Source organism: Streptomyces sp. NBC_01549 (assembly GCF_026339955.1).
Taxonomy (GTDB): domain Bacteria; phylum Actinomycetota; class Actinomycetes; order Streptomycetales; family Streptomycetaceae; genus Streptomyces.
The window spans coordinates 4,841,575-4,854,705 of sequence record NZ_JAPEPW010000001.1 but is presented as its reverse complement, the minus strand read 5'-3'; the positions used below and the strand labels follow the sequence as shown (position 1 = coordinate 4,854,705).

Here is a 13,131-nt window from a genome sequence, read left to right as displayed (position 1 = left end):
GAGTGGCCGCGGCCCTGCTGGCGAACGTCCTGTACAGCACCGGATTCGTCCTGGAGAAGCGCGCGCTCGCCGCACTGCCCGAGGTCGACATCCGCCACCCCGCCCGGCTGCTGCGGCTGGTGCTCGGCAGCCCGCTGTGGATCGGCGGTTCACTGGCGCTGGCCTCCGGCTTCGGCGCCCAGCTCGCCGTCTACCGCACCCTGCCGATCGCCGCCGCCCAGGGCATCTTCGTCTCCGGGCTCGTGCTGCTGGTGCTGCTCTCCGCCTGGCTGCTCGGCGAGGAGACGTCGGGCCGCGAGCGGTACGCGCTCGGCGCGATCCTGCTGGCCCTGCTGATGGTGGTCCTCTCCCTGCGCGAGGGCTCCGACCGGGTCAGCCGCGGCGCTCCCGCGCCGCTGATCCTGACCGTCTGCCTGCCGTCGCTGGCGGCGGGCCTGTGGCTGTACGGCGCCGCCGAGCGCCGGGCGCGGCACCGGCACCGGATGCCGACGACGGGCGTCGAGTACGGCGTGGCGGTGGGTCTGCTGTACGGGGTGAGCTCGCTGGCCATCAAGGGCGTGTCGAGCTATCTGACGACCAGTGACCTGGCGGGGGCGGTGATCGACGTGCTCCGCTCCCCGTACCCCTATCTCCTGCTCTTCACCGGCGCGTTCGGCCTGGTCATGTCCCAGGCGGCGCTGCAGCGCTGCCGGGCCTCGCTGATCGTGCCGGTCTGTACGACGGTGACCAGCCTGTTCACGGCGGTGCTCGGCACGCTCGCGTTCGGCGAGGCGCTGCCGCACGACCCGGTGCGGCTGACGCTGCGCCTGGCGGGCACCGCCCTCGCGGTGTCCGTGCTGCTGGTCATGCCCAAGCATGACGCGGCACCCCCATCCTCCACCGTGGCCAAGGAGTTGACGCCACCATGAACCCCGACGACCCCCTGCTGAAGATCCTGGCCTGCCCGCTGGACAAGGGCCCACTGCACCTGCTCGCGGCGGACGAGGCGCAGAGCACTGGGGAGGCGCTGTACAACCCGCGTCTGCGCCGCCGCTATCCGATCGTGGACGGCATCCCGCAGCTGCTGCCGTCCTCCGGGGAGCAGGTCACGGAGGACGAGCACGAGGAACTCCTCAAGCGGATGGCCCCGTGACGAGGGCGACGAGGACCTGGACCGCCCGGCTCGCTCCCCACCTCCCCACCCGCCTAGGACCTGTCCCTCCCGGACGGCCGCCGACCGGGCTCCCGCCCGATGCGCGACCATGGACCCCATGCCCGCCAAGCGACCCGCCAGCCCCTTCACCCCACTCGACTTCCAACTGGTCCTGCTGCGCCGCATGGCCGACCACAACCCCGGCCTCGTCGAGGACGCCCGCCATGAGCTGGGTGTCTCGATCGCGGACATGCGCGAGGCGAACCGCCGCTGGCAGGCGATGCTGCACGCCCCCCGCTCGCGGTCGGCGACCTCCCGCTACCGCTCGATCCTCGGCGCCCCCGAGTCCGTCACCCCCCGCCGGATCGGCGACCTGTCCTGCGAGGCCCTGCTCTGGCCCGTCCCCCTCTGGCCCGACCTCCGCTTCGAGGTCCTCGTCGCCCCGAACGGCGTCGCCTGGAACGAGTGGCTGGTCCGCGCCCCGGGTGCCGCGGGTGCCGAGCCGCGCACTCTGGACGACCTCCGCCCCTGGTCCTGCACGGTCGACGAGGTCGCCCGCGCCTTCGCCCCCGCCCGCCCCCTGGAGGGCACGGCCCCGACCCGCTGGGGCCTGGCGTTCACGGCCCCGGACGCGTCGGGGGTGCCACGGGAGTGCGCGGCGGAGTTCACGTGGGGGTTGCTGCAGCGGGTGGGCGTCAGCGCAGAGCGGCCCTGACGACGGCCTCCGCGACGACCGGCACGGACTTCGGGTGCAGCCACAGAAACAGGTTCGGTTCGACGAGCTCCAGTTCCATGACACACGGGTTGCCGTCGTCGCCGTCGACCAGGTCCACGCGGGCGTAGAGCAGCTCAGCGCCGCCCGTCCGCTCCGGTACGGCCGCCAACGCGCGCTCCGCGACGGCGAGTTCGGCCGAGGTCGGCTGCCAGGGCTCCAGGCGGGGGTGCGCCACCTTGTCCGCGTCGTAGGCCGTGCCGGGTGCCAGGACGGCGCCCTTGCGGCTGGCGTGCAGGAGGCGGCCGCCGTAGAACTGGAGGGCGCGTTCACCGGCGGTGTCGATGCTGGTCAGGTAGGGCTGGACCATGGCGGTCAGCCCCCGGTCGTGCATCCGCTCCAGCTGTCGTAGGGCCGTCTCCCGCTCCTCGGGCCGGTACCGGGCGGCGAGCCGCGCCCCCGCGCCGGAGGTGGGTTTCACGACGTACTCGCGGTCGTCGGGGAACTCGGCGGGCTCGCCCGGCGCGAGATACCGGGTCGGCACGGTCGGCACCCCCGCCTCCGCGAGGTCCCCGATGTACCGCTTGTCGGTGTTCCACCGCACCACGGCAGCCGGGTTCGCGAGCCGCGTCAGCTTCGCGCACCGCTCGGCCCACGCCACGAACTCCGCCACCCGCCAGCTGTAGTCCCAGGTGGACCGGATCACCACGAGGTCGAAGGCCGCCCAGTCGACGTCCGGATCGTCCCAGTACGCGACGACGGCCTCCGCGTCGGCATCCTCCAGGGCCACCCTCAGCACGGGCAGATCCCGGTCCGCGCTCTCCTCGCCTTCCTCGGGCCGGTAGGTGGCGAGCGCGATACGTGCGCGGGCGGCGGCGGTGCGGGCCACGGCGGACTCCATCCTCGTAACGGCTGATCCCCGGGGAGGCTAACAATCGCCGAGGGAACTCCGGCAACCCCTTTGACCTTCCCCCTCGGTGAAGCCGCAGCATCGGTGGCGGAACGAGGAACGACGTACGAGGTACGCATGACGGGGCACGACGTGACCACGGGTGGGCGCATGGAGATGCTGACGATCGGGGCGTTCGCGAAGGCGTGCCGGCTGTCGCCGAAGGCGCTGCGGCTCTACGACGAACTGGAGCTGCTGCGGCCCGCCCGGGTCGACCCGGAGACCGGGTACCGGTACTACGCCGTCGAGCAACTGGAGCAGGCACGGCTGGTGGCGTGGCTGCGCCGGATCGGGATGCCGCTGGCCCGGATCCGGCGGGTGTGCGCACTGGACGACGCGTCCGCCGCCCAGGAGATCCGCTCCTACTGGGCACGGGTCGAGGCCGAGACCGCCGGTCGACGCGAACTCGTGACGTTCCTCGTGGACCACCTCTCGTACACGCCGAGGAAGGACACCACCATGCTCGAACTCCGCTACTCCGCACTCTCCGACACCGGTCTGGTCCGCCCCGCCAACCAGGACGCGGCCCACGCGGGCGCCCGCGTCCTCGCCGTGGCCGACGGCTTCGGACCGAGCGGCGCGCCCGCCAGTACGGCGGCCGTGGAGGCCCTGAAGTTCCTGGACGGCGAGCCCCTTGCGGGCGGGAGCGTCCTGAACCTTCTGGAGGACGCGGCACGGGGAGCCGCGCGGGCCGTCCAGGACGCCGTCGGCGAGGACGACGGCACCACACTCACCGCCATGGTCTGGACCGGATCCCAGCTCGGACTCGTCCACATCGGTGACTCCCGCGCCTATCTGCTGCGCGACGGCGAGCTGTTCCGGATCACGCACGACCACACCATGGTCCAGTCGTTGATCGACGAGGGCCGGCTCACGCCGGAGGAGGCCACCGTCCATCCCCAACGCGCCCTGCTGCTGAAGGCGCTCACCGGCGCCGCCGACACCGTCGTACCCGATCTGCGGCTGTGCGACGCCCTGCCCGGGGACCGCTACCTGCTCTGCTCGGACGGGCTCTGCACCGTCGTGCCGGACGAGGAGGTCCGCCGGCTGCTGGACTCGGCCCCGGCTCCCGACGCGGCGGTACGCTCCCTCGTCGAAGCCGCGATCGACGCCGGCGGCCCCGACAACGTGAGCTGCGTGGTCGCGGACGTGGCGGAGGCCACCGGGGGTCATCGGCTCGGCTGAGTCAGGGTGGGGCCCGGCACGCTCTGCGCCGCGGCGGCCGCGGCCTCCCGTACCGCCCTGATGTCGGCCGGGTGGCGCAGGGCCCGGGACACGGCATCGATCTCCGCCAGCAGATCAAGCGTGTCCGGGGTGTTGAGGGGCGCGGCGGCATCGTCCTGGCGGGTCCGCTTCCTCGTCTCGATGGCGTCCTGGACGGTGACGGCGTGGGCGAGGGCCCCCGCCCGCTCGGCCTTGAAGCCGAGGCCGAGGGCGGCGTCGTACGCCTTTTGCCGGAGGTCCTCGTCGATGAACCGGGACAGGTGCAGCAGCGCGTCCCGGATGAACGTCTCGCGGCGCGTCAGGCGCAATTCGGGGGTGGCGCGGAGTCTGAAGGGGACGCGTCCGCCGCCCGTGACGGTCCCCATCAGGCGGTACAGGGGGCGCAGGTGCCAGTACCCGAGCCGGGTGCGAGCCCGGCGGTGCAGATACTGGCCGGTGTGCGGAAGGATGAAACCGACCGCGATGAGGATGGCGGAGAGGCTTGCGACCGGCGGGGCGACCCCGGTGCTGAGCCAGTCGAGGTCGTGGCCGGTCCAGCGGGCGACGACGGCGCAGAACTTGCAACTGTCGTAGACCAGGTTCAGCACATAGCCGACACCGAGGAACTTGAGACCGCCCCGCAGCCAGAGGTCGAGTCCGTCGGTACGGATCCAGTTCCAGATCACCTTGGACGTGATCAGGGCGGCCGCGGTGTGCGCGAGCAGGTACAGCACGATCTCTTCGCGCATGAAGGGGGTGTTGGCGTAGTACGTGTCGAGGTCCCGTATCCGCTCGACGGGGGCGTCGGCGAGCGCGAACAGCACCCACAGCGCGACGATGACGCCCGCGTAGACGGTGACCACCCAGCGGATCGTGCGGCGGGTCGCGCGACGGGTGGCGCCGGAACGGTCGGAGATGCCGTTGCGCCACGTGGTGATCAGCAGCAGGCAGGAGCCGCAGAACGCGGTGATCAGGCTGTAGACCAGGGGGGCCGAGATGTTCGGTACGCCGGTGACGTGGTTGGTCCGGGCGATGGTCGCCGGGGCCGCGAAGACGAAGACGCCGCAGGCGAGCACGAGCAGGCCGCCGACGGCACGCAGCAGCGGATCCTTCCACAGCTTGAGGATGCTGGGCAGTTTGATCGCCAGCGCTGCGGTGAGGACCGCCGTCGGGATCCAGAAGGAGATGTAGAGCCCGGCGAAGAAGCGGGAAGGATTCATCGCCGGTCAGTCCCGGGGTCCGCGGTAGCCCAGGGAGGCCTGGATGGCCCGTCCGACCGGGTCGGCGGGGCCCTTCGTCCGCGGGCCGCTCACCCAGGAGCGGAAGACGCTGGCGAGGTGCAGGCCGAAGTCCTCCGCCTCGGCCTCGTCGGCCTCGTGCGAGCCGTTGCGGGCGGCGACGGTGAGCGCGATCTCCTGCCAGCGGGGGTCGTCCGACAGCGCGCCGGCGGCGGCCGCCGCACCCGCGTAGTGGTGGTGGGAGTGGGAGTGCCCCGCCATCATGTGCCACAACTCGTGGCCGAGGATGACGAGCTGCTGCACCGTTTCGGCGCGTTCCTCGACGATGACGAGGTCGAAGTCGTGGAACTCCATCCACAGCCCGGTGACTTCGATCTCGTCCGGGAAGCGCTCGAAGCGGAGCTGGATGGGGCGGTCGTCGCGGCGCCGGCTCATCTCCTGGCAGAGAGCCTCGGCCAACTCCCGTACGTCCACGGGCGCGTCGAGTCGTTTCTTCAGCGCGCGGGTGAGCTCGACGGCGAGGCCGCGCATCTCGGAGTCGGCCCGGCGGGAGAGCAGTGCCGAGGCGCGCTTCCACACGGTGTGCAAAGGCCTCATCGTTCCACCTCCTCGCTCTCGCCGCTCAGCAGACTCTCGAGCATGAGCGCGAGCGCCTCCTGCTTGCGGGGTGTCAGCCGATGGCCCCGCAGGGCGAGGGTGACGACTCCGTGCTCGAGCGTGAACCTGAGCAGCGGCCCGTCCTCGACGTCGCCCTCCAGTTCACCGACGACACGCTGAAGTGCGCCGTTCAGGACGACGGGGGCCGGATCGGTGAAGAACTTCGTGCCCTCCTCGATCCGGAAGAACTCCGCGAGCCGGGTGAGGTCGGGCACGTTCGGCATCTTGTCGCCGTTGAGCAGACCGCGGGCCCATTTGTCACTGATCCCGAGCTGCCCGGCGACCTCCCGGCACACATCGGCGCGCCGCTTCCCGCTCTCGTCGAGATACGCCTCGTACAGCGCGCGGACGCGTCCGCGGATGCGGTCGTCGACCTTGTCGTCGAGCACCCCCGCGCCATCGAGGAGCGCCCGGACCTCCCCTTCGGCCAGCGCCGTTCTTCTCGACAACTCCCTTACGTCGAGGAACTCCCCGCGATCGAGGCCCTTCTCGGCGAGGTGCGCGTCGAGACGCGCGAGTGTCTCGTGAAGAGGAGGCAGCGACGCACTCACCCATGCACTCCCGGCAGTTGACCCGTCAAATTGTCACGCTGTGGGCCGAGACTACGGTCCCCGGCGGGGCCCGCGCCATGCTTTCCGAACGATCGTTCCCGATTCAAGAACGATCGCTCCCGCGCGGCGGAAGAACCGGAATCGCCCCGATCAACGGGACATGGAGCGACCCAATTCTCGTGACCTCTCCCGGAGTCGTGACTCCCAGGCACCGCCTTCCGGCGGGGCGGACATCCCAGTACAAGCCGAGATCTGCACATTCTCCGGCGGGCCGTCCGGAGCCGCACCGAGCCGTGCCCAGTCCACCGCGACCCCGCCACGCTCCGCGAGGACCAGCACCGTCGCGGCAAAGCCTTCGGAGAGGGCCAGCATCACGGCGTGACTCGTTCTTCGATGCCGTGCCAGCAGCGCGTCGACGAAGACCGCGAAGGTCTCCCGGTCGATCCGGCTCTCGTCGTTCACCATCGGCCCGATGCCCGACGGGAGTTCCAGCTCCGCTTCGAAGAGGGCCACTTGACGCAGAAACATCCGGGACGCCCCGTTGGAGGGATTCCAGAGGGTCTCGTCGTCCATGTCGTAGTCCTGGCTCATGCCGGCTCCTCGTTCCGTCGCGGCGGGCCAGCGTAATCAGCCCCGGGCGATGCGGTCGCGGCAATATCGGCCGTCGGCGCAGGTGGCTGTGGTCGTCCCTGGCGACCGCACGCAGACGGAGCGTCGTGATGTGACCTTCTCCCCACCACCCGGGCCCCACGACAGGGCACGATCTCCCTCATGTCGATCTCAGGAACGGACGCCCACGCCGCCGCCGACCCCGCCACCCTCCCCCCGCTCGTCCGACACGCCCTCGCCGCCGCGCGTCGTCACGCCTTCGCGTACGCGTGCCGTCCGGAGCAGGGCCGTCTGCTGCACGCGTTGGCGGGCGGTGCCCGGGAGCGGATCGGTGAGACGGGTACGGGGTGCGGGGTCGGGCTCGCGTGGCTGGCGTCCGGGGCGCGGGAGGGCGTACGGCTGTTCACCGTGGAGCGCGACGCCGAGCGGGCCCGGCTCGCCGCCGAGGTCTTCGCCGACCGGCCCGAGGTCGAGGTGATCCACGGCGACTGGCGGCGGATCGAGGAGCACGGCCCGTACGACCTGCTGGTCCTGGACGGCGGCGGCACGGGCAAGACGCCGGGCGACGACGCGGCCGACCCGGCCGGGCTGCTGACGCCGGGCGGCACGGTGGTGGTCGACGACTTCACCCCGGCTGCCGGTTGGCCGCCTCTGCACGAGGGAGCTCCCGACCGGGCCCGGCTGCACTGGCTGGAGCATGTCGCCCTGGACACGGTCGAACTCCGCCTCGCCGAGGACCTCGCCACGCTCGTGGGCACGCGGCGGCGGCTCACCTCGACGGGGTCGAGCGCGTCATCGGAGTGAGCCCGTCGGCGGGAATCCCTCGCGCTGGTGTAGGAACGCTGGTGACTGTCACCGCCAGCACGTCCTCCAGCAGGCCCCTACGGCAAGGAGTACCCCGCGTGTCCTCCCTCTTCCCCGCCCTGGTCAGCGGCTCGACCGCACGGCGGCCCGCCCTGCGTTTCGGCGACCGGTCCCTGACGTACGCGGAGCTCGCCGCCTCGGCGGGTGAACTGGCCGCGCGGCTCGACGGCCGGGGGAGGGTCGCCGTGTGGGCGACGCCGTCCCTGGAGACCGCCGTCGGGGTCGTCGCCGCGCTGCTCGCCGGGGTGCCCGCCGTGCCGCTCAACCCCAAGTCGGGGGAGGGTGAACTGGGGCACATTCTGGGCGACAGCGCGCCGTCGCTGGTACTGGCCGAGCCCGGCGTCGAACTTCCCTCGCCCGTGAGCGATGTGGAGCGCGTCGACGTCCAGGTGGGCGTCGCCGGTCAGGTCGCCCAGGCAAGCCCTGGCGCCGCCGCGCGCCCCGGTACGGAACCGGACGACCCCTCCGCCCCCGCCCTCATCGTCTACACCTCCGGCACCACCGGCCCGCCCAAGGGCGCCGTCATCCCGCGGCGCGCCATCGCCTCGACCCTCGACGCGCTGGCCGACGCCTGGCAGTGGACCGGCGACGACGTCCTCGTGCAGGGGCTGCCGCTCTTCCATGTGCACGGGCTGATCCTCGGCATCCTCGGCCCGCTGCGGCGCGGCGCGGCGGTGCGGCATCTGGGCAGGTTCAGCGCGGAGGGCGTGGCGCGGGAGCTGGGCGAGGGCGCGACGATGCTGTTCGGGGTGCCGACGATGTACCACCGGCTCGCCGAGGCGCTGGCCGAGGACACCGAGCTGGCCAAGGCGCTCGGCGGGGCGCGGCTGCTCGTGTCCGGTTCCGCCGCGCTGCCGGTGCACGACCACGAGCGGATCACGGCCGCGACCGGACGCCGGGTCGTCGAGCGGTACGGCATGACCGAGACCCTCATGAACACCAGCGTGCGGGTGGACGGGGTACCCCGGCCCGGCACCGTGGGCGTCCCGCTGCCGGGCGTCGACGTGCGGCTCGTCGAGGAGGACGGGACGACGATCGCCTCGTACGACGCCGACGGCACTCCCACGGGTACGCACGACGGCGAGACCGTCGGTGAGATCCAGGTTCGGGGGCCGAACCTCTTCACGGAGTATCTGAACCGGCCCGACGCGACCGCCGCCGCGTTCACCGAGGACGGCTGGTTCCGCACCGGCGACATGGCGGTCGTCGACCCCGACGGCTCCGTACGCATCGTCGGCCGCAAGGCCACCGACCTGATCAAGAGCGGCGGCTACAAGATCGGCGCCGGGGAGATCGAGAACGCGCTGCTTGAGCTTCCGGCGGTGCGCGAGGCCGCCGTCACCGGTGAGCCCGACGAGGATCTGGGCGAGCGGATCGTGGCCTGGATCGTGCCCGTCGATCCCGAGGACCCGCCCGCCGCCGGGGAGCTGGCCGACCACGTGGCCCGCCGCCTCGCCCCGCACAAACGTCCGCGGACCGTGCGCTTCCTCACGTCGCTGCCCCGCAACGACATGGGCAAGATTCTCAAGCGAGCCCTCCCTGATGCCGTCGCGAAGGCCCCCCAGCATGACTGAGCGTTTCTCCGCCCGCGAGGCCATCGCCCTGGCCGGCGATGACTTCCGTGAACTGCCCGTACCCATGCGGGTGTTCAAGCCGGATGGTCCGTTGTCCTGGCAGGGGTACGACGACTCGCGCCGCCGCGCCCTCACTCGCACCGGCGAGGACGAGTCCGTCGTCTGCGGCACCGCGGTCATCGGCTCCACCCGCGCCGTACTGATCGCGTTCGAGTTCGGCTTCCTCGGCGGCTCGCTCGGCGAACGCACCGGCGACCGCGTCGAAGCGGCCTACACTCACGCCCGTGAGCACCGCCTGCCCGTCGTCTCGCTCGTCGCGACGGGCGGCAGCCGGATGCAGGAGGGCATGCTCGCGCTCACCCAACTCCAGCGCGTGGCACGGCAGTCGGCGCTCGCCCGGGAGGCGGGGCTGCCCCAGATCGCGGTGCTGCGGGATCCGACCACGGGCGGCGGCTGGGCGACGCTGGGCGCGGGCGCGGACGTGATCCTGGCGCTGCCCGGCGCCCAGGTCGGCTTCGCCGGTTCCCGGGTCCGCCCGCCCGACGCGGACCCGGCGGCGTACACGGCCGAGGCCCAGCTGGCGGCGGGCGCGGTGGACGCCGTCGTACGGGAGGAGGAGCTGCGGGAGACGCTGGCGCTGTGGCTGGACCTGCTGACCACTCCCTCCACCGGGCCCGTCGCTCCCCCGCCCGCTCTCAGCGCCCCCGGCCTCCCCACCACCGGCTGGGACGCCGTCCGCCGCGCCCGCTCCCCCGAACGCCCTCGGGCCGCCGCGTACTTGGACGCCGGCTTCTCGCGGCGCGCCCCCATCAGCGGCGACCGCTGCGGCGGCAGCGACGACGGCATGCTGTGCGGGTTCGGTTCCGGACCCGGGGGGCGGACCGTGGCGTACGCGGCCCAGTGCGGGACCGCGACCCGACCGGCCGGGTACCGCTTGGCCGCCCGGCTGATCCGGCTCGCCGGCCGACTCGGCATCCCCGTACTGACGCTGGTGGACACCCCGGGCGCCGCCAACGACGCCCAGGCCGAGCGGCAGGGCGCGGGCTCGGCGATCGCGGATCTGTTCGCCGCGGTGGCCACCGCCCGCACGCCGGTCACCACCCTGGTTATCGGCGAGGGCGGTTCGGGCGGCGCGCTCGCGCTGGCCGCGCCCGGCAACACCTGGGCCACGCCGGACAGTTACTTCTCCGTCATCGCGCCGGAGCTCGCGGCCGCGATCCTCAAGCGCCCGGCGAACGAGGTGCGCGCCACGGCGGACCAACTCCGCATCCGGCCGCAGGACCTGGTGGAGCTGGGCGTGATCCGGGGCATCGTGTAGTCGTCTGGCGCTCAGGCGGCGCCGTCCCCCGTCCCCGCGGAACCGCGCCCTGGCGGTGACCCACCGGCGGGGCCGGGACGAGTCAGGAAAACCGGGACAGACTCCTGCACCGTCCGTAACAATGAGGAGGAACGGGCCGCGACACAACGGGGGTTGGCCACTGCATGGACAGCGTGATGGAGTTCAAGACCGGCGACGGCGCCGTGATCCTGATCGAGGAGGGCGAGGACGAGTACGGCTCCGGTTCCCGTCTCGTCTCGCGCGGCGAGAACGGCGTGGTCCAGGCGACCCGCACCTTCGAGGGCGCCCTGGAGGGCGTACGGTCCGCGGCGGAGTCCGCGCTGCGGGTGTTCCGCGACGGAAGCCTGCGCCCCGGCTCCGTGGAGATCGAGTTCGGCGTCAAACTCACCGCGGAGGCGGGCGCGTTGATCGCCAAGAGCGCGGTCGAGGGCCATCTGGTGGTCAAGCTCTCCTGGTCCCCGGGGCAGTCCGACGGTCCCGCGGATGCCGCCCCGCGGTCATGAGCAGTACGTTCTGGCACGCCCGGATCGTCTGCGGGGGTGAGGGCGGAGCGGGGTTCCTGGTCTCCGACCGCAAGGTGCTGACCTGCGCGCACGTGGTCCGCCGCAGCGAGGCGTCGGGGGTGCGAGTGTCCTTCCCGCAGGACCGGGGCCTCGGGGAGCTGGCCGCCACCGTGGTCGTACGCGGAGGCTGGGCGGGCGGCGTGACGGACCCGGGCGACCTCGCGGTCCTCGAACTGGACCGTGCGGTGTCGCTCGCCCCGGCCGTGTTCGCCCCGCCCGGCGAGGCATACACCGAGCCGTATCCCAAGCTCCTCGCGTACGGCTTCCCGAAGGGCTACGACGAGGGCACGCTCGCCGAATACCGGGCCACCTCGGACCAGTTGATCGCGGACGAATGGGTGCAGCTGGAGGCCTGGAGCGGACACGGCCAGCCGCTGGCAGCCGGGTTCAGCGGGGCGGCGGTGACCCTCGCGGACGGCAGGGTGGTCGGCATGGTCTCGGCGGCCTCGGGCGCCAAGGACATTCGCAACGGCCGGATGCTGCCCAGCCCCGTCATGGCCCGCTACTGGCCGGCGCTCAGTGCGCTGATCCCCACACCGGAGCACCGGCCGGCCGCGAAGGACCGATTACGCGTCCTGGTGCAGCGCGCGGAGCGGGCGGGGCTCGCCCACGATCCGAACCGGTTGTATGTCGACGCCGTGGGCCCGTTCGGCCCGCAGCTGCCGGCGGAGGGGTTCGGCTCGCTGTGGGCGGCGGCCTGGTACGTACTGTGGGAGGTGGCGGACGCGCAGGCCGTGGCCCGGTTCGCCGGCCGTTTGGAGGAACTGCTGAGCGCGCCGTCCGACGAGGCTTCGCACAAGGCGTCCGGCCGGTCGCCGGGCAAGGCTTCGGACGAGCTGATGCCGGGCGGGAGATCGGGCGTGTCGATGCCGAGTGGGAGATCGGACGAGCTGTCGGACACACCTCGTGGCCGCTCCCGCTCCCGCACCCGTACCTCCCCTTCCTGGTCCCCGATCCTCGTCGAGATCGACCACAGCGGCGCGGGCGGCGACCAGGTCAACGTCGAGGTCTCCGCCTACCGCGACGGACTGCGCCGCCCGGTGGGCGCCCGCCGACTGCCGCGGTCCGGCGTACGGGCCTTCATTCAGGAGCACATAGACGAGGCGTTCAGCCAACTGGCCCCCGGCGCCGAAGAGTTGATCGCCTTCGTACTGCCCCGTGAGTGGCTGAACGAGCCGGTGGCGCACTGGGCACGCGGCGCCGACGACGAGACGCCGCTCGGCTGCGCGTACCCGCTCGTCGTCACCGACCGGACCCGGCGCCGGGGCGGCGTCCGGCACCAACTGACCCGCAAGTGGGAGGAAATGGAGAGAAAGGCGAGCACGTCCCTGCACCGGATCGGCTGCTGGAGCGACGAGAAGCCGACCAAGCTCCGGTTCCGACTGCGGCAGGAGGACACCCAGCTGGCCGCCTTCTCGCTCCCGCCCGCCCGCACCGGTGCGCTCTTCGACGTGACCCTCAACGCCCCGGTCCCGGTCCTGCTGTGGACACGCACGGGCTGCGCGGGCGGCCCCGAGCACGAGGGCGGCTGTGTCTTCCTCGACGAGCTCGCCGGGTATGTCGAGGGGCTGGCACCCGCCGAACTCCCCCGCCACGTACTGGCGTTGCGGGAGCGGGTGTACGCCTCGGACGAACCGGAGCGGCACTGGGCCAAGGACGTCCAGCTCCTGTGGGACGACCCCCGCCGTTTCCCGGAACCCGCCGCCCCTGTGCGCTCGCCCGTCGCCTGAAGCCGCCTGT

Annotated in this window: 14 protein-coding genes; 9 read left to right on the top strand and 5 right to left on the bottom strand. The window is 72.5% G+C overall.

All coding sequences use genetic code 11. The annotated features are described in order from the left end of the window. Positions 1–2 precede the first annotated feature (2 nt). The 3 genes from OG819_RS21520 (at position 3) to OG819_RS21510 (ending at position 1,847) form a co-directional block, all read left to right on the top strand. Positions 3–908, top strand: coding sequence for a hypothetical protein (locus OG819_RS21520; protein ID WP_266652791.1), 906 nt, complete (start codon positions 3–5; stop codon positions 906–908). Next, the gene (locus OG819_RS21515) at positions 905–1,132 is read left to right on the top strand and encodes a Trm112 family protein (RefSeq protein WP_266650871.1); all 228 of its coding nucleotides are present in this window, start codon (positions 905–907) and stop codon (positions 1,130–1,132) included. Before OG819_RS21520 ends, OG819_RS21515 begins: the two co-directional genes overlap by 4 nt. A 109-nt stretch (positions 1,133–1,241) precedes the next feature. After that, complete coding sequence (locus tag OG819_RS21510) at positions 1,242–1,847, top strand: hypothetical protein (RefSeq protein WP_266650870.1); 606 nt, start codon at positions 1,242–1,244, stop codon at positions 1,845–1,847. On the opposite strand, the gene OG819_RS21505 is transcribed toward OG819_RS21510, so the two are convergent. Next, positions 1,828–2,745 (bottom strand): hypothetical protein, encoded by a 918-nt coding sequence (locus tag OG819_RS21505; protein ID WP_266650869.1) that lies wholly within the window; start codon positions 2,743–2,745, stop codon positions 1,828–1,830. The two genes, OG819_RS21510 and OG819_RS21505, sit on opposite strands and share 20 nt — an antisense overlap. Before the next feature lie 159 nt (positions 2,746–2,904). Here OG819_RS21505 and OG819_RS21500 point away from each other — a divergent pair, with 159 nt between their 5' ends. Next, on the top strand, positions 2,905–3,978 hold the full coding sequence (locus OG819_RS21500) for a MerR family transcriptional regulator (RefSeq protein ID WP_266652789.1): 1,074 nt from the start codon (positions 2,905–2,907) through the stop codon (positions 3,976–3,978). Here the strand turns inward: OG819_RS21500 and OG819_RS21495 are convergent. From OG819_RS21495 to OG819_RS21480, 4 genes are all read right to left on the bottom strand, one after another. Beyond that, complete coding sequence (locus OG819_RS21495) at positions 3,963–5,216, bottom strand: MAB_1171c family putative transporter (protein ID WP_266650868.1); 1,254 nt, start codon at positions 5,214–5,216, stop codon at positions 3,963–3,965. The genes OG819_RS21500 and OG819_RS21495 overlap by 16 nt on opposite strands. A gap of 6 nt (positions 5,217–5,222) precedes the next feature. Beyond that, positions 5,223–5,831, bottom strand: coding sequence for a toxin-antitoxin system, toxin component family protein (locus tag OG819_RS21490; protein WP_266650867.1), 609 nt, complete (start codon positions 5,829–5,831; stop codon positions 5,223–5,225). Further along, entirely contained in the window at positions 5,828–6,442 is a 615-nt protein-coding gene (locus OG819_RS21485; protein WP_266650866.1) for a transcriptional regulator, read from the bottom strand. Before OG819_RS21485 ends, OG819_RS21490 begins: the two co-directional genes overlap by 4 nt. 150 nt (positions 6,443–6,592) lie before the next feature. Next, complete coding sequence (locus tag OG819_RS21480) at positions 6,593–7,033, bottom strand: DUF6086 family protein (protein WP_266650865.1); 441 nt, start codon at positions 7,031–7,033, stop codon at positions 6,593–6,595. Positions 7,034–7,213: 180 nt separating this feature from the next. On the opposite strand from OG819_RS21480, the gene OG819_RS21475 reads away from it, so the two are divergent. From OG819_RS21475 to OG819_RS21455, 5 genes are all read left to right on the top strand, one after another. Further along, positions 7,214–7,855, top strand: a complete 642-nt coding sequence (locus OG819_RS21475) for an O-methyltransferase (protein WP_266624568.1) — start codon at positions 7,214–7,216, stop codon at positions 7,853–7,855. 98 nt (positions 7,856–7,953) lie between these two features. Then, on the top strand, positions 7,954–9,489 hold the full coding sequence (locus tag OG819_RS21470; RefSeq protein ID WP_266624570.1) for an acyl-CoA synthetase: 1,536 nt from the start codon (positions 7,954–7,956) through the stop codon (positions 9,487–9,489). Beyond that, a complete protein-coding gene (locus OG819_RS21465; protein WP_266650864.1) occupies positions 9,482–10,807 on the top strand; it encodes a carboxyl transferase domain-containing protein in 1,326 nt (441 codons plus the stop codon). Before OG819_RS21470 ends, OG819_RS21465 begins: the two co-directional genes overlap by 8 nt. 164 nt (positions 10,808–10,971) lie before the next feature. Next, positions 10,972–11,331, top strand: coding sequence for a CU044_2847 family protein (locus tag OG819_RS21460; protein WP_266650863.1), 360 nt, complete (start codon positions 10,972–10,974; stop codon positions 11,329–11,331). Then, positions 11,328–13,121 (top strand): trypsin-like peptidase domain-containing protein, encoded by a 1,794-nt coding sequence (locus OG819_RS21455; protein ID WP_266650862.1) that lies wholly within the window; start codon positions 11,328–11,330, stop codon positions 13,119–13,121. Before OG819_RS21460 ends, OG819_RS21455 begins: the two co-directional genes overlap by 4 nt. Positions 13,122–13,131 lie beyond the last annotated feature (10 nt).

Excerpts from the sequence above, each read along its gene's own strand:
- OG819_RS21515 (WP_266650871.1), top strand. The coding sequence starts at position 905 with ATGAACCCCGACGACCCCCTGCTGAAGATCCTGGCCTGCCCGCTGGAC.
- OG819_RS21510 (WP_266650870.1), top strand. The coding sequence starts at position 1,242 with ATGGACCCCATGCCCGCCAAGCGACCCGCCAGCCCCTTCACCCCACTC.
- OG819_RS21505 (WP_266650869.1), bottom strand. The coding sequence starts at position 2,745 with ATGGAGTCCGCCGTGGCCCGCACCGCCGCCGCCCGCGCACGTATCGCG.
- OG819_RS21500 (WP_266652789.1), top strand. The coding sequence starts at position 2,905 with ATGGAGATGCTGACGATCGGGGCGTTCGCGAAGGCGTGCCGGCTGTCG.
- OG819_RS21495 (WP_266650868.1), bottom strand. The coding sequence starts at position 5,216 with ATGAATCCTTCCCGCTTCTTCGCCGGGCTCTACATCTCCTTCTGGATC.
- OG819_RS21490 (WP_266650867.1), bottom strand. The coding sequence starts at position 5,831 with ATGAGGCCTTTGCACACCGTGTGGAAGCGCGCCTCGGCACTGCTCTCC.
- OG819_RS21480 (WP_266650865.1), bottom strand. The coding sequence starts at position 7,033 with ATGAGCCAGGACTACGACATGGACGACGAGACCCTCTGGAATCCCTCC.
- OG819_RS21475 (WP_266624568.1), top strand. The coding sequence starts at position 7,214 with ATGTCGATCTCAGGAACGGACGCCCACGCCGCCGCCGACCCCGCCACC.
- OG819_RS21465 (WP_266650864.1), top strand. The coding sequence starts at position 9,482 with ATGACTGAGCGTTTCTCCGCCCGCGAGGCCATCGCCCTGGCCGGCGAT.
- OG819_RS21460 (WP_266650863.1), top strand. The coding sequence starts at position 10,972 with ATGGACAGCGTGATGGAGTTCAAGACCGGCGACGGCGCCGTGATCCTG.
- OG819_RS21455 (WP_266650862.1), top strand. The coding sequence starts at position 11,328 with ATGAGCAGTACGTTCTGGCACGCCCGGATCGTCTGCGGGGGTGAGGGC.